Here is an 18,916-nt window from a genome sequence, read left to right as displayed (position 1 = left end):
CATGAAATCTGGTTTACGAGCTATCAGTCTATCTGTAACTCTGCGGCATCCCTAGGATGACCCTTGTCGCGAAATGTCCGACTCAACTCAAGGAGCCATCCATGACACACCCCCAGAATCTGCGCGTCGTTCTCGCATCCCGGCCGGTCGGCCGCCCCAAGGCCACTGATTTCCGCGTCGAGCGCGCGCCCATTCCCGAACCGGCCGACGGCCAGGTGCTGCTGGAAGTCCAGACCCTGTCGCTGGACCCGTACATGCGCTGGCGCGTCAGCGACGAAAAATCCTATGCCGAGCCCATGCAAATCGGGGACGTCATGGTCGGCGGCACCGTTGCCCGGGTGAAAACGTCCCGCCATCCCGACTGGCGTGAGGGCGACATCGTGCTGTCGTCTGCCGGCTGGCAACGCTACGCGCTGTCCGACGGCAGCGGTCTGCGCCGCCTTGATCCGGCGATTGCGCCGCCGTCGACGGCGCTGGGCGTGTTGGGCATGCCCGGCCTCACGGCGTACGTCGGACTGCTCAACATCGGCCAGCCCAAACCGGGTGAAACCGTGGTCGTTGCGGCTGCTAGCGGCGCCGTTGGCTCGGTCGTCGGCCAGATCGCGCGGATCAAGGGCGCGCGCGTCGTGGGCATCGCGGGCGGCCCCGAAAAGTGCGCCTTCGTCAAAGAGGAACTGGGCTTTGACGTGGTCGTGGACCACCACGCGCCCGACTTTGCGCAGAAGCTGGCCGAGGCCTGCCCCGACGGCATCGACGTCTATTTCGAAAACGTCAGCGGCCATGTGTGGGACGCCGTGCTTCCGCTGCTGAACGACTTTGCCCGGGTGCCGGTGTGCGGCCTGATCGCCAACTACAACGACAGCCCCGCGGACCGCCGCGGCCCGGACCGCCTGCCCGCCACCATGCGCGAGATCCTGTCGCGCCGCATCACGATGCAAGGGTTTATCGTGTTCGACTTTCCGAAGGAACAGGAAGACGAATTCCTGCGCGTGGCAGGGCAGTGGATCCGCGAAGGCAAGCTGCGCTGGCGCGAGGATGTCGTCGACGGACTGGAACAGGCGCCCGACGCGCTGATCGGTCTGCTTGAAGGAAAGAACTTCGGGAAGCTGGTGGTGCGGGTGGGTGACTGACCCGCGGCGCGTGGTGCGGGTGCCGGGGGGGATGTTTTACTGGCCGATGGTGCGCGCCTTGCTGCGCCGCGCCCTCGGTTTGGGCGCCACCCCCATCCGCGGATCCCGCGCCAGCGCCAACGCCGCCAATGTGGCCGCGGTCGATTCGAAGGATTCGCTCGACTGCGGCAGGTACAACCACTTGCCCAGCACCGGATGCGGCAGCAGCTCGGGAACATCCGCCAGCAGCGCCGCGTGGCGGTCCTGCGACGTGCTGACCATCACGCCGTTCCAGGGATCGTCGCGGTCGGCGACGATCAGATACAGCAAGCCGTCCAGGTAGGCCGCGTCGGCGCCGAACATCTTGCGATGCATGTAGCCGGCGTCGCGCGCCAAGGGCTCCAGGATCCAGAGCAGTGAATTGGTTTTCGCGGCGCGCTGTTTGCGGGGCGGGGCGAATGGATCGGGTGGGTTGCGCATGAAGGGAAACCGGGCGGGCAGGGCACCGGCAATATGCCACAGCCGCTATGGCTCGAACAAGGGCGCCAAAGGCATCAGCGGGCCATATTTCTTCAGTTTTTCCCAGTTCTCGGCAGCCTGGCGCAGCTCCTCGTTCTTGCGCGCTTCCTCCAGGATTTCATCGATGCGCGGCGCCAGCGCCACGGACAGGTCGATGATGTCGTAGGCGGTATAACCGCGCTCCCAGCGCGCACGCAGGGTCACATCGTCGCCTTTGGCGCGCATGGCGCGCGTGCCTTCCTTCAGCATCGCCTTGCGTTGATCTGCATTGAGCCGCTCGGCAAACGAAATGCCCGCCACCAGCCCTTGCACCACCCCTTTCTCTCGATACCCGGTGGTGGCTGCCACCTCGCTCGCGACGCTGCGGCTGATGACTTTCGGCGCCAGGTTCTCGCGTATCCAGCTGCGGCTCAACCGCAGCAACCCGGCTGCCAGACCATGGCCAAAGCCCGTGCGCATCCCTTCCGCGCGCGCCGCTTCCTGCGCCTCGGCATACGTCATGGCGAACTGCACCATCAGCATGATCGCGTCCTGCGGCCCCGGCATCAGGAAGTCGGCGACCCAGCCCGCGGCGCTGCCGATCTTGCCGAGCGCCGAAGCGGTACGGCCCGACACCTTCAGAAGTGAACCGGCTTCCTCGGCCACGACCGTACTGGCGGCGGTGGCGGGCACCGCGGTGGGCGCCTTTCCATACCGCGCTTCCAATTCCGCAATGCGGGGCGGTCCCGAGCCGACCTTCGGCGCTTCGCCGGGCACGCGAGGCTTGGTGGCGGGCTGTTCGACAGGCAGTTGCGGCAAGGACGATTTGGGGCGAGGCCGCACGGCGGTTTCGGGATGCTGGATGAACTTTTCGTCGGGCAATCCGGCCTGCACAGCGGGCTCACGCATGCTGGACAACGACCGGTAGTGACCCGATCCGTCGTTCCAGGATTTGACCTTGCCCGCCTCGAATTCCACCTGTCCCGCCCAATTTACGCGCCCGCCGCGCGCCGCCTCGGTGTGGCCCAGCGGGTTCATTGTGTTCTTGGCCTTGACCGCGTAGATTTCTCCGTCTTTGACGACAAAGTCATAGTTACCGCGCGCGGTCCTGCCATATTTTCCGCCGACCTCCCGCCATGTGCCGTTCACGTTCTGCAGCTTGATGACGTCGCGCGACGACCCGAACGCGGGCGCGTCCCGCGGCAGATTGCCGTACGTCGGCCCGCTGGGCTCGCGCTGCAACAGGCGAGGGCCCTGCGCGCTGATCGATGACTGCTGGACCACATGGGCGAGTTCGTGTGCCAGCAGCGCTTGGCCCGCGGCGGTGCCGGGTGCGTATTGGCCTGAGCCCAGGACGATGTGATGGCCGATCGTGAAGGCGCGGGCTTGGACGGCGCGGGCTGATGCGCCAGCCCGCGCGTCCGAATGCAGCCGGACGTGGCTGAAATCTTTCTGGAATCGCGGCTCCATGAACGCGCGGGTATCGGCGTCAAGGGGATGGCCGTCGGCCGCCAGCACGTTGGCAAGCGGCAACGTGTCGGTCACCGATGCCGCATTGCGCGCGTCGGCCGGGTGCAGGGGGATCGGCGAAAAGCCCTGCGCGGGGTCAAGCCGTGGGCTGCGCATCACCTGTTCGGACGCCCGCTGCGCTTCCTGCTCCGATGCATCGCCTGACCGTGACATGGCCAGGCGGGCATCGGCGGGATGCACCGCTGCGGTTCGTGCGCGCCGTTCGGGCGGTGCGGGGTGAAAAGCCGCTTTGGGCTTCTGTACGAAAGCGCGCATGAGGTCGCTCCTTTCGTTCGGCCTGTTGAAAGCCGGGAATTCAACATGCGGTGTTGGGCCCGGCAGGGGATGCGATCTCAGGCGGGCAACGCCGATTATTGTGCGCCTTTTCCAGGGCACGCGCACCACCTGCATAGAGGAGAGCGCAAGAACCGGATAGCCGCTGCGCCGCGCGGTTCCGACAATGGCGGCACGCTATTCACCCAGGACAAACATCATGCCCCTCTTGCAAGGAAAAGTCGCCCTCATCACCGGCGCATCGTCCGGCATCGGACGCGCCGCCGCATTGCTATTCAGTGCCGAAGGCGCCGACGTCGTGCTCAATGCCCGAGGCGAGGCGGCCCTGGACGCCGTGGCCGCCAGCATCCGCGACCGGGGCGGGCGGGTGCGTACCGTCGTGGGCGACGCCAGCGAGCCCGACACGCACGCGCGATTGATTGCCGAGGCGAATGACGCTTTCGGCGGCCTGGACATCGCCTTCAACAACGCCGGGGCCACGGGCCCGATCGGCCCGCTGGCCGACATCAGCTTTGCCGATTGGCAAGCCACGATCGACGTGAATCTCACCGCCGCCTTTCTGAGCAGCGCCCATCAGATACCCGCCATGCTGGAGCGCGGCGGCGGCGCCATCATCTTCACGTCCAGCTTCGTGGGCACCAGCGTCGGATTGCCCGGCATGGCGGCCTACGGCGCGGCCAAGGCGGGGCTGATGGGGCTGGTCAAGGGCATCGCCGCGGACTACGGCGGCCAAGGCATCCGGGCAAATGCGCTGATGCCGGGCGGTGTGGACACGGCGATGGCCGGAGACGCTGCTCAGAAGGAGTGGGCCGCAGGATTGCACGCCATGAAGCGGATTGCGCGGCCAGAAGAAATTGCGTCGGCCGCCTTGTTCCTGGCCAGCCCGATGGCAAGCTTCGTCACCGGCTCCGCGCTGTTTGCCGACGGAGGAAACGCGGCGGTGAAATGATGACGAACACGCCGTGGCGCCGGGTAGTTTCTGTAATACTGCGGCTTCGTCGCTTTGGCGTGAATCGGTCCTCATCCGGTTTCGCGCCATCCCTCCCAGCGCCTGGATGACCGGTCATGTCTGAACACCATCAATTCATCTTTCCCCGTGATTTCCATCTGGCGCCGCCCGACTGGCCCGCCCTGCAAGCGCGGCTGCTGGAAGGCGGTTACGTCCTGCCCCCGCAGGGCGACAACATTCCCTACAGCGCCAGCCGCGACAGCTTCGACGAAGCCGACGCGGCTTGGCATAGCGTCCAATACTGTCTGGGTCCGGCGGCCCGGCGCTACCTCAGCGCCGCGGTCAGGGACGATTACGACGCGGATCCCCGGAACTTCCCGATCCTGCTGCTGGCGTTTGACGGCGCGAACCCGCACGTCATGGTCGGCGAGAATTTATGCGCACCCAGCCCCCCGGGATCGAACGAACCCGCCTCTCCCATGCCGGCCGACTCGCATGTGGACTTCATCGGCCAAGCCTACGAGAACCCGGCCGCGCAATGGCATTGCGAGCAGAGCGGCCGCAGCTACCGCATTCTTGAGCTGGACTGGCACTACAGCCTGGCCATGGGGTTTCGAATGGTGCGCTGTGAAGGGCTGGACCGGGAAAGCGCGCAAGGCCTGGCGCGGTTGATTGGCGAGCTGACAGGGCAAGTGATGGGCTGCAGTCACCGGCATCTTTGATGGCGAATCGGCGCGTGGTTCACCGGCCTGCGGCCAGAGACAATTCGATACGCAACGTGTTGCGGACCCTGGCGTCTTCGTCCATGCTGAATGGCATTGCTGTGCCGGACCAACCGGCACTACAGACCCCGGCGCTACAGACCCATTCTCAAGGAGCGATATGTCGATTCGAACGTTAGGCCGTTGCAGTGTCTTGTTGTTTCTCGCGGCGTTGAATGCAGGCTGCTCCTCGGTCGTCGGCGAGTGCGGCATGCTGCGCAGCAGCTGCATGTATGAAGGTCAGTACGAGTCAGGCGAGGAAGGCTACGCGGAAGACGAAGCGAAGCGCTTGAACAAGGAGTCGACGGACCGGCTGCGCCGAAGCTCGGGCGATTGATTGGAAGCGATTGATTGGCAGGCGCTTGATGGGCAGGCGCTTGATGGGTAAGCGGCTGGCGTGCGCGCGGCACGCCAGAGGCCCGCGAAATTGAAACGACCCTATTCAGGCGCGGTGGCCGCGAACCGCGCCGCCAGTTGATCGCAGTGGCGCGCCAGGATCGCCGCGTCCACGCCCACCGCCGTATACAGGCTTCCTGCAGCCATGTAGCGCCGTGCCAACGTTTCATCCGTGGTCAGCACGCCCGGCGCCTTGCCCGCCGCGCGCACCCGGCGAATGGCTTGTTCGACGGCCGCCACCACGTTGGGATGCTGCGGCTCGCCGGGATATCCCAGGCTGGCCGCCAGGTCGGCTGGCCCGATGAACACGCCGTCCACGCCGTCCACCGCAATGATGGCGTCAAGATTCTCCAGCGCTTCGCCGGTCTCGGCCTGAACCAGGAGGCAAAGCTCTTCCTCGCAGCGGCGCATGTAGTCGGGCACCCGTCCGTAGCGCGTGGCGCGCATGGTGCCGCTTACGCCGCGCACGCCGCGTGGCGCATAGCGCATGCCGGCCACGGCACTTTCGGCCTCGGCTGCGTTTTGCACATAGGGCAGCAAGAGCGTCTGCGCGCCAATGTCCAGGTATTGCTTGATCTGCACCTTGTCGTTCCACGACGGGCGCACGACCGGATGGCTGCCATAGGCGGCCGCGGCCTGCAGTTGCCCCATGACGGTGGGCAACAGCGCCGGCGTGTGCTCGGTGTCCAGCAGCAGCCAATCGAAGCCGCTGGCCGCCACCAGCTCGGTGCTGTTCGGATGGGCAAGCGTGACCCAAAGTCCCGTCTGGTGACGCTGCTCGCGCAGCGCGCGCTTGAACGTATTGATCGGAAGTTCCACGTCTTGTCCTAGGAAAAGTGCACCGAAATGCTGCCGAGCTTGCCGTAGTCGGCATGCAGCGTGTCGCCCCGCTTGACCGCGACCGTGCGGGTGAACGACCCCGCCAGCACGATTTGCCCTGCAGCCAGGCCGGTGTCGTGCAGGGCCAGCTTGTTGGCCAGCCACGCAATCCCCAGCGCCGGATGCCCCAGGACCGCGGCGGATACGCCCGATTCCTCGATCACGCCGTTCTTCAAGAGCAGGGCGCCCACCCAACGCAGATCCACGTCCATCGGACGCACGGGCCGGCCGCCCAACACGATGCCGGCGCATGCGGCGTTGTCGGCAATGTTGTCGACGATGCGGCGCGGATACTTGCTCCGTCCGTCGATCAGCTCCAGCGCCGGCACCACGTAATCCGTGGCATCCAGTACGTCAAACAGGCTTACGTCCGGCCCGCGCAGCGGCTTGCCCAGTACGAACGCCAGTTCCACCTCGACGCGCGGCACGATGAGCTTGTCGGTCGGGATCGTCTCGCCGTCCTGATAGAACATCGTGTCCAGCAGATGTCCGTAATCCGGTTCGTCAATGCCGACGGTGCTCTGCATCGCCTTGGACGTGAGGCCGATTTTGTGGCCGCGCAGTTTGGCGCCCGCAGCCAGCTTGTCGTCGATGATCCGCTTCTGAATCGCGTAGGCGTCCGCGATCTCGATGTCCGGAAAGACCTGGTCCAGTTGCGTGGTGGGCACGCCGCTGCGCTCTGCTTCCAGCAGCAGGCTCGCGGCGCGGTCGCGGTCTTTTTCATTCAGCATGTCGGCTCCTTATGCGGACACGGCCGGTTCATCGGCCACGGGATTGGACAGGACGCCGATGCCGGCGACTTCCACCTCGACCACGTCGCCGGGTTTCAGGAAGCGCGGCGGCGTGAAGCGCACGCCCGCGCCAATCGGCGTGCCGGTCGAGATCACGTCCCCTGGCTTGAGCGTGGTCCAGATGGAGATGTAGCGGATCAGTTCGGCGAACGGGAACATCAGGTTCTCGGTCGTGTCCTGCTGGCGCAGTTCGCCGTTCACGCGCGTGCTGACCGTGAGCGGGGCGGCCGCATCGAATTCATCCGCGGTTACCAGCCACGGTCCCATCGAACCGCTGGCGTCGAAGTTCTTGCCCTGGGTTACGTTGAACTTGCCGTGCTTGAGCCAGTCCCGCACCGTGCCCTCGTTCAAACACGTCAGGCCAGCCACGTGGTTCCAGGCATCGGCCGCAGCGATGCGGCGGCCGGCCTTGCCGATCACGATGGCGATCTCGCCCTCGTAGTCCAGTTGTTCGGACTCCGGCGGACGCAGCAAGGGTTCACCATGTCCCACGAAAGATCCCGGAAAGCGTGGGAAAACGCTGGGATAGGCCGGCGGCGCGCTGCCGTCCTGGTATTCCTCGTTGCGCTTGCCGTAGTTCACGCCCACGCAGATGATCTTCTCGGGGGTGGGGATGGGCGGCAGCAGCCGCACCTGATCCAGCCGGTGCGTCGCGGGCAGCGACTCGGCCAGGCGCGCCAGCGCGGGCAGATCGCCGGGTTCCAGCGAGGCCCTCAAGCTGTCGTGGCCGTGGCCGTCCAGCGCTACGATCTCGTCCTGGTCGCGCAGCGCGCCAAAGCGCGCCTGGCCGTCATGCATAAAACTGAGCAGTTTCATTCGTCGAATCCAAAAAGGTGCGCGGGGTTGTCGACCAGGATCTTCTTGAGCGTGTCCTGATCGCCGGCATAGCGCGCCAACTGATCGAGCAGTCGGCCTTCGTTGGGCGTGGCTTTCACCGACACCGGATGCGGCCAGTCGCTGCCCCACACCACGCGGTCCGGGTTTGCGGCGATCAGCGCCTGGGCCAGCGGGAGCACATCGTCCCAGGGCTCGCCCGTGCGCGAGATCTTCTCCGTCAACGACAGCATCACCCAGAAGTTGCCGCGCGAGAGCAGCGACTCCAGCAAGCGTCGCGTTGGGTCGGCGGCGCCCGCGCCCGGGTCCGCCCGGCCCATGTGGTCCAGCAGCACAGGGATGTCCAGGTTCTCGAACTGTGCTGCCTGCGCCATCATGCCGTCGGGTTCCGGCTGGAACTTGGCATACCAGCCCAGCTCGCGGATGCGGGCGATGGCGCGGTCGAAGACCGCGGGCGCCATGCTGATGCCCAGCCCCTGGCGCGTGAACCGCGCGCCGCGCACACCGGCGTCGTGCAGCTTCTGGATATAGGCGTCGTCGCATTCGGCCAGCACCACGGCATTCGCGCAGCCGCGATACGACGGGCCAGCTGCGGCCAGTCCGTCCAGCACCACCTGATGATCGGCGCCGTACGTGGTGGCTTGCACGATCACGCCGCGCTGGATACCCAGCAGCCGGTGCAGGCCCAGCGCCGTCTCGATGGTCGCACTAGGCATCTCATAGGCCGCGCCCGGACGCACCGGGTAGCGGTCGGCGGGGCCGAACACGTGGAATTGGCTATCGCACGATCCGGGCGGCAGGCGATAGGCCGGCGCGGTCGGGTTGGGATTGAAGGCTTGATATTGCGGCATCGTCCGGCTCCTTTATTCGATCACGGCCACGAAGTCGCACTCGATGAGCTTGTCGCCATCCAGGTCCGCCTGCATGGTGTGACGCGCCGGACGATTCTGCGCATCCGGAAAGGCTTGCAACCACACGGCATTGAGCGCCGCGCGCTGGCTGCGGTCGCGCATCCACACCGTCATCTTGGCGATGTGATCCAGCGAGCCGCCGCCCGCCTGCACGATGCGGCGCACGTGGTCGAACATCAGCTCGCATTGGCGTTCCAGCGAGTCGCCGTAGGCGCCCGTCGCGGGGTCCGTGCCCTGGATGCTGCCCGAATACAGCATGGGCCCGATCCGGCAGGCGGCGGGAATGGGGTTCTTGTGGCTGAAGCCTTCGGCATAGATGCTGCGTCTGCTCATGGCGTTTTCCGTCTCAGTCGAAGTGTCGGGGAAGGAGCCCGGCGTTGCCGCGCCCCGGGATTCAGTGGGCTGCCGGGCTGGCTGCTCAGTTGTCGGGTCAGTTGTCTGCTCAGGCGGCCGCTCAGTTCGCCGTGATGCCGGCGCGCTTGATGATCGGCGTCCAGCGCGCATCTTCCGCGGCCAGATAGCGCGTGAATTCCTCCGGAGAGCTGCCGCGCGCTTGTGCGCCCAGATCGTCAAAGCGCTGGATGATCGTCGGCTGCGCCAGGATCTTGGTCAGCGCCTCGCTCAGCTTGTTCAGCACCTCGGGCGGCGTGCCCTTCGGGGCCAGCAACCCAGTGAACGTCGCCGCTTCCATGCCCGGCACGCCGGCTTCCGCAAACGTTGGCACGTCCGGCATCGATGGCACGCGCTTGGCCGTGGTTACGGCCAGCGCTCGCAACCGGCCTTCCTTGACGTAAGGCAACGCCACGGAAATCTGGTCGAAATTGAAATCCACCTGGCCGCCCAGCAGATCCGTCGTCGCGGGTGCATTGCCCTTGTATTGCGCCGTCGTCCAGCGCGCCCCGGTCAGCGACTGCAGCAGTTCGCTCACCAGGTGATTCGTCGTCCCCGCGCCGGGCGATGCCATGTTCAGCTTGCCCGGCTCCTTCTTGGCCAGCGCCAGCAGCTCTTCCAGATTCTTGGCCTTGAGCTCCGGCCGCACCTGCAACACCAGTGGGGTGTAGGACACCGAACTGATCGGCGCAAAGTCCCGGTCCCATTTGTAGGCGTCGCGCTTGAAGATCAGCGGCGAAAACAGCAGGGGACCGTTGGCCGCCATGAACAGCGTGTAGCCATCCGGTTCCGACCGCGCCACCTGCTCGCCGGCAATCATGCCGCCCGCGCCCGGCTTGTTCTCCACGATGAACGGCTGTCCCAGCGCCGCCTGCAACCCCGGCGCGATCAGCCGCGCCGCCACGTCCACATTCCCGCCGGGCGGGTAGGGCACAACGATCTTCACGGGTTTGTCGGGCCAGGCGGCGTGCGCCATCGAGGTAAGGACGGTCAGCGCCACTGTGGCGCAGGCGCGCAGCGCGGTGCGGTTCATGGTGAGTCTCCTGTGCGTGTCATCGCGTTTTGTTTGTTTGTTGACACTCTAGGAATTTGCGCCGCGCTGAACAACGGCAATTTTTCAAAAAGGTCCGGATATTGGACTCTTTTGGAACGCTGGGTTAGTCGCTCCTTTCGATCGGCCCCTGCTTCACGGGAAAATGACGCTCGGCGCACGAAGTCCGCATGGACGCGCCCTTAAACTGATGTTCAATATCCGGACTACGGAGCGAGACGACCATGCACTTTCCCGCCAGTGACCTGAACCCCGAGCAGACCTACCGCCTGATGAGCGGCATCATCGTGCCCCGGCCGATCGCCTGGATCAGCAGCGTCAACGCCCACGGTGTCGTGAACCTGGCCCCCTTCAGTTGCTACACCTTCGTCTCCAACCAGCCGCCCATGATTGGCGTGAACATCGGCAGAAAGGCCGGCCAGCGCAAAGACACCGGCCGCAACATCATGGAAAACGGCCATTTCGTCGTGAACATTGCCGACGAAACCCTGCTGGACCCGTTGCACGAAAGCGCTCAGGAACATCCGCCTGAAGTCAGCGAAGCCGATTTGCTGGGCCTGCCCGTCATCCCCGGCGTGGTGGTCGCAACCCCCCGCCTGGCCGCCGCGCCCATCAGTCTGGAATGCCGGCTGCACAGCGTCACGCCGTTTGGCAACACCGGCGCCGAATTCTTTGTGGGTGAAGTCGTGATGTTCCACATCCGCGAGGGCCTGATGCAAGACGGCAAGATCGACACCGCAATGCTGCGCCCCATCTGCCGCATCGGCGGGCCAAACTATGCATCGCTGGGCGAAATCATTACCAAGCGCGGCATCGCCCAAACGGCAAAGTCCGTCATGAAACCGGAGGCCGCATGAGCGGCGCCGAGGATAAAAGCGCGGCCGGCGCCCAGACCGTCCGGCGCGCATTGGCTTTGCTGCGGTTGATCGCGTGCGGGCAGGAACGGGGAGTGCGCTTGGTGGACCTGGAGCGCATGTCCGGCCTGAACCGGCCGACCGTGCATCGGCTGCTCAAGACCTTGGTGCAGGAAGAGGCGGTAGAACAGGACCCGGAGACGCGCCGGTATTTGATTGGCCAGGAAATCACCTTGCTCGGGCTGGCGCGAACGCGGCGGTTCCCGTTGTTGACCTTGGCCGATCCCTATATGGCGGAGCTTGCGGATCAAGTCGGGGATACCGTGTTTCTAAGCATCCGGCATGGGCATGACTCGATCTGCATTGGGCGCCGCACGGGAAGGCATCCGATACAGGTGTTGTCGATTGAGGTGGGTGTTCGCAGACCGCTTGGGGTCGGGGTCTCCGGGGTGGCGTTGTTGGCCAGCCTGGACGCAGACGACAGCACGCGGCTGGTGCGCAGTAATGCGGCGCGGTTGGAGGTGTTGGGCGAGCGGGTAGAGGACGTGATCGCGCGGGTCGATGCAGCCCGCCGCGAGGGTTTGGCACATGCGCCCGTTGGCCTGATGCCGGGGACCAGTGCGGTGGCCGTGCCGATCATGTCGGCTACAGGGGAAGCGCTGGGGGCGATTACGGTGACGGCGATGGCGGAACGGTTGGGGGCCGGGAGATTCGGGGAGGTCGTGGACCGGATGAGACAGGCGGTGGCCGGGATTTCGGCAAGGTGGGGACAGGTCTCGACTCGGGCGTGACGGGCCCGCTCGCAAGGTAGACTAGGCGGCTGCCGGTCTGGCTGTGCGCGTGCGGCGCAGCTCGACTACTTGCTCGGCGCCTACGGCACGCGCGCGCAGCTGGCCACAGCCGCCGTCCACATCCTGCCCCGCGCTATTCCTGACTTTGGTCAGCACGCCACGGCTGTGCAGATAGCGGACGATTTCGCGGGTGCGCTCGGCATCGGGGCGCTGGTAGGTATCGCCTTCAAGACTATTGAACGGAATGACGTTGAGCACGCCGTACTTGCCCTTGAGCAAATCCGCGACCGCATCGAGTTCGTCGTCGCCGTCGTTGACGCCCTTGAGCAGCGTCCATTGATACTGGATCGGATAGTCGGTGTCGCGAGCATATCGCTCGCCAAGTTCGATCAGTGCTTCCGGCGAAATTTTGGGCGCGCGCGGCAGCAGGTGCTCTCGCAACTCGGCTTTGGTCGTGTGCAGCGACAGCGCCAGCGCAGGCTTGACGCGTTGCCGCGGCAGCGCGTCGAACACGCGCTGGTCTCCCACAGTGGAGAACACGAGGTTCTTGTGCCCGATATTGCCTTCGGTGCCAAGCAGGTCGATGGCTTCGAGCACGTTGTCGAGGTTGTGGGCCGGTTCACCCATGCCCATGAAAACGACTTTCTTCACCGCACGCTGACGCCGCGCCAGCACGACCTGGGCCAGGATTTCCATGCTGGTGACCTGACGAATCAAGCCGCTCTTGCCGGTCATGCAGAAGCGACAGCCGACCGCACAGCCGACCTGGGTGGACACGCACAGTCCGTCGCGCGGCAACAGTACGCTTTCCACCATTTGCCCGTCGGCCAGTTCGACAAGCAAGCGCGAACCGTCGCTGCCGGCATGTTCCGAGCGGATGCGGGCAAGGCCGTCCAATTCTGCGGTCAAGGCGGGCAGGGCGTCGCGCAGCGCGAGGGGCAGAAAATGCTCAGCGCTACGCCGCCGCGTGCCGGTGTCGAGCGCTTGTCCTTGCAGCCAGACGCGCATGACCCGCCCGCGGTGAACGGGCAGCGCGCCGAGTGCGGCGAGGCGTTGGTCGAAGTCAGAGAAGCGCATGGGGAGCGGATTTTACTTCGGTCGTGGGAATGGGCTGGGGGCGTCTGATCCCCAGCCTTAAAAATCCCCCAGAAATTCCTCAGGGTCGGCTTCGATCTCAGCGATTGATCCCGTCAGTAGCGCGGTAAAGCTCGGCGCCACCCACGTGATCTGATCCGGGTCATGGGTGAATGCGATGATCTGCCCCGGTGTGCCGGATTCGCTCGGGGAGTGGTCGACCATCAGCAGCATCGTTGCGCCGCCAAAGCTGGCGAAGGGGAGCCAGCCCGGGTGAAACCAGCCTTCCCTGATGCGCGCATCGCGCGGTTCTGGCTCCACATATCCGGCATATCGCGGCGCGCGGTCCGCCATCCGTGCTCGTCCCGCAATCGCCTTATCCACCGGCAGAAAATCATAGGCCGTCAGATAGCCCGGCCGCATGAATACCGGCACATCGCGCTCGGTCCCATTGGCCAGAAGCCAAGCCTGCCTGGCGTGCGCAGAGAGGGGGAAACCAAGTTCCGCCTCAACCGCTTCAAGCGCCGATTCCGCCGCACCTGGGTTGAGGTGTAGCGCGTGGCCATGTGCGTCGCATACCGCACGCAGCCGATCAAGATAATGGGAAAAATTCATCGCCGCAGGCGGTCCTTTTCAGTATTACGCAGCTTGCGGCAAGAAAAACCGATCCTTCAATTCCTGCAACCCGATTCGATCCAACATCTCGGTCAAGCGCTGCGCGGGCTTGCGCGTCGGCAGGTTTTTATATTGCGCGATGATCAGCTCATTCTTCATCGAATGCTCCCAGCCGACCAGTTCGGTCACGCTGACCTGATATCCGTGCGCCTCAAGCTGCAGGCACCGCAGCACATTCGTAATCTGGCTGCCAAACTCCCGCGTATGCAGCGGATGCCGCCAGATCTCCGCCAGCGGATCCGCCAGTGCTTTTGCTTTGTTCTTGCGCAGCACCGAAGCCACCTCGGCCTGGCAGCACGGCACGACCACGATGTATTTGGCTTTCTTCTCCAACGCAAAGTGAATCGCGTCGTCGGTAGCCGTATTGCAGGCGTGCAGGGCGGTCACCACGTCTATCGACGCGGGCAGTTTGTCCGACGTGATCGACTCCGCCACCGACAGGTTCAGGAACGACATGCCGCCAAAGCCCAGCCGCTTGGCCAGATCTTCCGATGACTTCACCAGTTCTTCGCGGGTTTCGATGCCGTAGATGTGGGAGCCGTTTTTCAGCGCCTCGGGCTGATTCTTGAAGAACAGGTCATACAGGATGAAGCCCAGATACGACTTGCCCGCGCCGTGGTCGGCCAGGGTGACGGCGCCGCGTTGGTCTTGGACATCCGTGAGCAGCGGCTCGATGAACTGGAACAGGTGATAGACCTGCTTCAATTTGCGGCGGCTGTCCTGGTTCATCTTGCCGTCGCGGGTCAGGATGTGCAGGGCCTTGAGCAGTTCGATCGACTGGCCGGGGCGGATGTCGTGGGTTTTTTCGGACATGGGAAAGGCAAAGCGCCCCGCTGGGGCGGGGCGCGTGTAGGTGCGGGAATGGACAGTGTAACCCTCCGAGTGTCGGACACCAGCCGATCCTTCCGCGTGTCTGACACCCGTATGAGCAGGCAAGGGAACCCAAGCGAGCGTATGCGGGTGTCAGACACCGGCTAAATGTAGCTGCCCGTCAGACCGTCACCAGTTCCGGCTCACCCAAATTCAGCATCAACCGGTTCGCCCACGCAAAGATCGCGTCCGAATGCAGCAGATCCAGGATCTCACCGTCATTCAGCCCCACATCCTTCAGCGCCTGAATGCTGGCCGCGTTCACGTCGGCCTGCGCCTCGGTGATCTGGATCGAGAACTTGCCGATCGCCTGTTCACGCTTGGTCGTGCCAGCCGTGACCGGATCCTCAAACACCTGCCCAATCACGTCATTGCGTTTGGCCAGTTGCTCGAACCGCTGCGCGTGCACCGACGCGCAGTACACGCAGCCGTTTACGCGCGACACCACCGTGGCACCCAGTTCGCGCTCGGCGCGCGACAGGCCGCCCGGTGCGTACATGATGGCGTTGAAGGCCGTGGAGCGTTGGCGCAGGATTTCCGGCTGGTGGACCAGGAACAGGTAATAGTCCGAGACCTTGGCCTTGGGGTGGCTTTCTTCCAGGACGGCGATCTGTTCGGGGGTGGCGGTGTCGACGTTGACGACGTCCAGCCATGCCTTCCATTCCAGGACTTCGTTGGTGAAGCCATGGGCCTTGATGACGGCGCCGGGTTCGGTGTTGCCGGGGTTGATGACGGACGTGGCATCCGCGGCGCCAGCACCCGCCTCAAGCCCTTCAGCCGCTTTCATCGCGACCAATCCGGCCACCAGGCGCGTCTGATACGACAGGAAGGCGATCAGCTGCGACAGCGTGACGACGGCCGGGGTGGACACCCCCGCAGCCGGCAGCGTCTTCAACGCGGCTTCGTCGCCTTCGACCGGCTTTTCGATCAGCTTGCGGGTGAATTCCAGGATGGCGGCCAGGCGCGGGTCGGCGGCATCGGCCGGCTTGCCGGATTCGGCGACGGCGATGTCCGCGGCCGGCACGCCGGCCTCGACCGCACGGGCGCGATAGTGCGCGGCCAACAGCGGCGACGGCGTGATGCGCGTGGCGTACAGCGCGACCAGAAGGCGGTCGGCCAGCGGCAGGCCGGGCAGGGCGGGGTCGAAGAGGGCGTCGTAGCTGCCTTGCGTGGCGGCGGCGACCTTGTCGCGTTTGTGGCGCACGTCAAAGGTCTGGGTGCCGGGCGCCAGGCCCACGAGCTGGTCGACGATGTCTTTGCTGATGTCGTAGACGATCGGTTGTTGTGCCATTGAGGAGGTCTCCTAAAGTTTCGTTCAGCGGACGTTGCCCGAGGCATCGTTCGCGGTCGCTGCCGGCTTGCCAGCCGCCGCGCCCTTGGCCTTTACCGCCGCGTCCAGGAACGTCTTCACGCCTTCCCAGGATTCCTGGTCGGCGCGGGCGTTGTCCTTGGGGTTGCCGCCGCTGGTGCTGATCTTGCCCGACACGGGGTGGGCATACACGAGCTGGGTGGTGGGCACGTAGGGGAACAGGATCGAGTGGCCGCCGTTCTCGTAGTCCAGCCACTGGACCGGGTACGGGTGCCGCACGTCGGTCAGCTTGTCCTGCACCATCTTCGAGTACAGGCTGGACGGCCAGGAGCCGTCGTCCGTGCCGGACAGCAGCATGACCGGGCCTTCGATGTCCTCCACGCGGATGCGCGCGCGCGCCACGGCGTCCGGGTCCTGCAAGGCCGTCAAAATGGCTTTCTCGTGGCGATGGGGCGCGGGGCCTTCATCGAACGGGGCCCAGGTGGCCGTGCGGTTGTTTTCCCAGACGTGGGGGATGGGCTTGCCGCCCAGGAGCCAGGTCGGGCCTTCGCGGCCGATCTTGGGGTCGCAGGCGTTCTGGCCGCTGTGCACGACGGCGCCGGGCACGTAGGCCACCACTGCCGACACTTCCTTCGGGAAGGTGGCGCCCAGCAGCAGCACCAGTTCGCCGCCGCGCGACTGGCCGCTGATGGCGACGAAGTCGTGCAGGGGCTGGACCTTCTTGCGCAACCAGCGCAAGCCCGTCTGGAAGTACTCCAGCGGGGTGTTGGAAATGTAGTCCGACAGGCCGGGCGCCTTGAAGTACGCCAGCGCGAAGGCGGCGTAGCCGCGCGAGGCGTACAGGGCGGCGCGCGGTTCGTTGATGCCGCCGCCGGACCCGTTCAGGATCATGACGGCGGGATGCGAGCCCGGGGCGCTGCCGGCGGGCAGGTACAGGGTGCCGACCAGGCCTTCCTCGCGGACCTCGACACGCGTGACGCCGTCAGCTGCCAGGCGTTGCGTGAAGCTGCCGCGCGCCTCGGCGCCTTCGACGCGCACCACCACTTCGGTGACGAGGGCATCGGTCACCGGCTGGTTGAAGTACTCGCGGCTCTTGCCGTCATCGGGAGACTGCGCCCAGATCAGGCCCATCGGGGCCAGGCCGGTGTAGTCGCCCGAGACGGGCGCGTCGCGGGTCAGATCGACGGCGCCGTCCTCGCCTGCCGTGTAGGCGGCCTGGGCTTGCCAGAGCACGCCGTTGCGGCGGGTGAGGGCGGTGATCTCGACGGTGGCGCCGGGCGCGACGTGTTCGACGCGGATCTGGCGCGGGACGTCGATCAGGGCGTCCGCGGGGCTGATGTGCAGGGTCGGCGCCATGGCTTACTTGTCCGAGACCTTGGTGACCATCATGGCGGCCGTGCGGTCGCTGGTCATCGGGGTAACCTTCAGACCCTTCTTGGTTGCCCAGATGTTCTTGTAGTGGAACAGCGGGATGATGCCGACGTCGTCGGAGACGAGCTTGACGGAGTCGCGCAGAATGGCTTCACGCTTGGCCACGTCGAATTCCGAGGTGGATTGCTCCAGCGCGGTGTCGACCTTGGGGTTCGTGTAGTGGCCCCAGTTGGAGGCGCCCAGGCCCTTCTTGGCGTCGACGGTGGCCAGGATGTTGACCAGCGCGTAGCTGGCTTCGCCCGTGCCGTTGCCCCATGCCAGCATGCTGACGGCGAATTCGTTCTTGTTGGCGCGGCCCGAATAGACGGCCCACGGCACGACTTCCACCTGGGTCTTCACGCCCACGCGGGTCCAGAACTGCGCCACCGCCTGGGCCGTTTCCGGGCCTTGCGGGTAGCGGTCGTTGGGCACGTGCATGGTCAGCTTGAAGCCGTCGGGAAAGCCCGCTTCGGCCAGCAGCTTCTTGGCTTGCGCGACGTCGTTGGGGATGTCCTTGATCTCGGGGTTGTAGCCGAAGGTGCCCTTGGGCATCCACTGGTTGGCTTCCGTGGCGGCGCCTTGCAGGATGCGGTCGGCGATGGCCTTGCGGTTGATGGCCAGGTTCAGCGCCTGGCGCACGCGCACGTCCAGGAGCGGGTTCTTGTCCAGCGGCTTGCCGTTGTTGTCGGTGATGTACTGGTTGGGCGCGGGGTTGAAGCTGGGTTGCAGCAGCATGACGCGCAGGCCGTCGTACGGGTAGACCGAGATGTTGGCGGCCTTCTCCAGCTTGGCCAGGTCGGACACCGACACCTTGTCGATCACGTCCACGTCGCCGGCCAAGAGCGCGGCGGTGCGGGCGGCGGCGTTGTTGATGTAGCGGTAGTTGACCTTCTCCCAGATCTGCTTGTCGCCCCAGTAGGCGTCGTTGCGTTCCATCAGGACGCGGTCGCCGGGCGTGTAGGAGACAAACTTGTACGGGCCGGTGCCGACCATGGCCTTGCCCGAGTTGTAGTCTTCGGTCGAGGACTTTTCACCGACGTGCTTGCTGACGACGTGGATGGACGCCAGGTTCAGCGGCAGGTCGGGGTTGGGGGCCTTGGTCTTGATGATGAGGGTCAGCGGATCCTTGGCGGTCATCGTGTCGATGGTGCGCAGGTAACCGGCGTAGGTGGCGACGCTGCCCGGCACGCCGCGGGCGCGGGTGTAGGAGTAGATCAGGTCGTCGGCGGTGAACGGCGTGCCGTCCTGCCACTTGACGCCTTCACGCAGCTTGAATTCCCAGGTGGTGTTGTCCAGCGGCTTCCAGCTCACGGCCAGGCCCGGCTGCAGCTTGTTCCACTTGTTCTCGATCAGGAGATCCCAGAAGTGCAGGGCCACCGAACGGTCGCCGGCGTGGTTGTTCAGCTGCGGGTCCAGCGACGACAGCGGGTCGGCAAAGCCGATTGACAGGTTGTCCGCGGAGGCGGCGGCCGAGGCGCCCAGGATGGCGGCGGTGAGGGTCGAGAGAATCAGGCGTTTCATTGTCCGGGATCCTTGGTGAAGGGGGAACGGTGTGGGTCCA

At 65.3% G+C, this 18,916-nt stretch carries 20 protein-coding genes; 6 read left to right on the top strand and 14 right to left on the bottom strand.

All coding sequences use genetic code 11. The features are described from left to right. Positions 1–101: 101 nt before the first annotated feature. Entirely contained in the window at positions 102–1,130 is a 1,029-nt protein-coding gene (locus LN047_RS15915; RefSeq protein ID WP_373979538.1) for an NADP-dependent oxidoreductase, read from the top strand. A 36-nt stretch (positions 1,131–1,166) separates the two neighbouring features. Here LN047_RS15915 and LN047_RS15910 read toward each other — a convergent pair whose 3' ends face one another. Both LN047_RS15910 and LN047_RS15905 read right to left on the bottom strand, forming a co-directional pair. After that, positions 1,167–1,589 (bottom strand): hypothetical protein, encoded by a 423-nt coding sequence (locus tag LN047_RS15910; RefSeq protein WP_373979537.1) that lies wholly within the window; start codon positions 1,587–1,589, stop codon positions 1,167–1,169. A 45-nt stretch (positions 1,590–1,634) separates the two neighbouring features. Continuing rightward, complete coding sequence (locus LN047_RS15905; protein WP_373979535.1) at positions 1,635–3,392, bottom strand: DUF4157 domain-containing protein; 1,758 nt, start codon at positions 3,390–3,392, stop codon at positions 1,635–1,637. Between the two features lie 217 nt (positions 3,393–3,609). Between LN047_RS15905 and LN047_RS15900 the strand changes: the two genes are divergently transcribed. From LN047_RS15900 to LN047_RS15890, 3 genes are all read left to right on the top strand, one after another. Continuing rightward, positions 3,610–4,359 carry an SDR family oxidoreductase gene (locus tag LN047_RS15900; RefSeq protein ID WP_373979533.1) on the top strand — a complete coding sequence of 250 codons (750 nt, stop codon included), beginning with the start codon at positions 3,610–3,612 and terminating at the stop codon, positions 4,357–4,359. 116 nt (positions 4,360–4,475) lie between these two features. Then, complete coding sequence (locus LN047_RS15895; RefSeq protein ID WP_373979532.1) at positions 4,476–5,081, top strand: hypothetical protein; 606 nt, start codon at positions 4,476–4,478, stop codon at positions 5,079–5,081. A gap of 160 nt (positions 5,082–5,241) precedes the next feature. Beyond that, a complete protein-coding gene (locus LN047_RS15890) occupies positions 5,242–5,457 on the top strand; it encodes a hypothetical protein (protein ID WP_373979531.1) in 216 nt (71 codons plus the stop codon). A gap of 101 nt (positions 5,458–5,558) precedes the next feature. Here the strand turns inward: LN047_RS15890 and LN047_RS15885 are convergent, their stop codons facing one another. From LN047_RS15885 to LN047_RS15860, 6 genes are all read right to left on the bottom strand, one after another. After that, positions 5,559–6,335 (bottom strand): aldolase/citrate lyase family protein, encoded by a 777-nt coding sequence (locus LN047_RS15885; RefSeq protein ID WP_373979530.1) that lies wholly within the window; start codon positions 6,333–6,335, stop codon positions 5,559–5,561. Between the two features lie 8 nt (positions 6,336–6,343). Continuing rightward, a complete protein-coding gene (gene hpaH, locus LN047_RS15880; RefSeq protein WP_056319129.1) occupies positions 6,344–7,126 on the bottom strand; it encodes a 2-oxo-hept-4-ene-1,7-dioate hydratase in 783 nt (260 codons plus the stop codon). 9 nt (positions 7,127–7,135) lie between these two features. Continuing rightward, positions 7,136–8,002 (bottom strand): fumarylacetoacetate hydrolase family protein, encoded by an 867-nt coding sequence (locus LN047_RS15875; RefSeq protein ID WP_373979528.1) that lies wholly within the window; start codon positions 8,000–8,002, stop codon positions 7,136–7,138. Next, positions 7,999–8,871 carry an amidohydrolase gene (locus tag LN047_RS15870; protein ID WP_279988915.1) on the bottom strand — a complete coding sequence of 291 codons (873 nt, stop codon included), beginning with the start codon at positions 8,869–8,871 and terminating at the stop codon, positions 7,999–8,001. The genes LN047_RS15875 and LN047_RS15870 overlap by 4 nt, the downstream gene beginning before the upstream one ends. Positions 8,872–8,883: 12 nt before the next feature. Beyond that, positions 8,884–9,264 (bottom strand): RidA family protein, encoded by a 381-nt coding sequence (locus tag LN047_RS15865; RefSeq protein ID WP_152384682.1) that lies wholly within the window; start codon positions 9,262–9,264, stop codon positions 8,884–8,886. Positions 9,265–9,385: 121 nt separating this feature from the next. Further along, positions 9,386–10,354: a tripartite tricarboxylate transporter substrate binding protein gene (locus LN047_RS15860; RefSeq protein ID WP_062841059.1), complete on the bottom strand. Its 969-nt coding sequence runs from the start codon at positions 10,352–10,354 to the stop codon at positions 9,386–9,388. 242 nt (positions 10,355–10,596) lie between these two features. Here LN047_RS15860 and LN047_RS15855 point away from each other — a divergent pair, with 242 nt between their 5' ends. Together LN047_RS15855 and LN047_RS15850 are read left to right on the top strand one after the other, a co-directional pair. Next, a complete protein-coding gene (locus LN047_RS15855) occupies positions 10,597–11,229 on the top strand; it encodes a flavin reductase family protein (protein ID WP_108004992.1) in 633 nt (210 codons plus the stop codon). Further along, on the top strand, positions 11,226–12,017 hold the full coding sequence (locus LN047_RS15850) for an IclR family transcriptional regulator (RefSeq protein WP_373979527.1): 792 nt from the start codon (positions 11,226–11,228) through the stop codon (positions 12,015–12,017). The genes LN047_RS15855 and LN047_RS15850 overlap by 4 nt, the downstream gene beginning before the upstream one ends. A 21-nt stretch (positions 12,018–12,038) precedes the next feature. Here LN047_RS15850 and LN047_RS15845 read toward each other — a convergent pair whose 3' ends face one another. The 6 genes from LN047_RS15845 to LN047_RS15820 form a co-directional block, all read right to left on the bottom strand. Further along, positions 12,039–13,094, bottom strand: coding sequence for an RNA methyltransferase (locus LN047_RS15845; RefSeq protein ID WP_373979526.1), 1,056 nt, complete (start codon positions 13,092–13,094; stop codon positions 12,039–12,041). Positions 13,095–13,151: 57 nt separating this feature from the next. Next, complete coding sequence (locus LN047_RS15840) at positions 13,152–13,706, bottom strand: SMI1/KNR4 family protein (protein WP_373979525.1); 555 nt, start codon at positions 13,704–13,706, stop codon at positions 13,152–13,154. A 24-nt stretch (positions 13,707–13,730) separates the two neighbouring features. After that, the gene (locus LN047_RS15835) at positions 13,731–14,579 is read right to left on the bottom strand and encodes an SAM-dependent methyltransferase (RefSeq protein WP_373982138.1); all 849 of its coding nucleotides are present in this window, start codon (positions 14,577–14,579) and stop codon (positions 13,731–13,733) included. Between the two features lie 178 nt (positions 14,580–14,757). Next, a complete protein-coding gene (locus LN047_RS15830; RefSeq protein ID WP_373979523.1) occupies positions 14,758–15,927 on the bottom strand; it encodes a CMD domain protein in 1,170 nt (389 codons plus the stop codon). 24 nt (positions 15,928–15,951) lie between these two features. After that, positions 15,952–17,301, bottom strand: a complete 1,350-nt coding sequence (locus LN047_RS15825; RefSeq protein ID WP_373979522.1) for an acyl-CoA thioester hydrolase/BAAT C-terminal domain-containing protein — start codon at positions 17,299–17,301, stop codon at positions 15,952–15,954. 3 nt (positions 17,302–17,304) lie between these two features. Next, positions 17,305–18,876: an ABC transporter substrate-binding protein gene (locus tag LN047_RS15820; protein WP_056319159.1), complete on the bottom strand. Its 1,572-nt coding sequence runs from the start codon at positions 18,874–18,876 to the stop codon at positions 17,305–17,307. Between the last annotated feature and the right edge of the window lie 40 nt (positions 18,877–18,916).

It is taken from the genome of Achromobacter sp. JD417 (assembly GCF_041879325.1).
GTDB classification, from domain to species: Bacteria; Pseudomonadota; Gammaproteobacteria; order Burkholderiales; family Burkholderiaceae_B; genus Achromobacter; species Achromobacter mucicolens.
The sequence above is the reverse complement of the archived record's forward strand: the minus strand, read 5'-3'. Positions and strand labels throughout refer to the sequence as shown.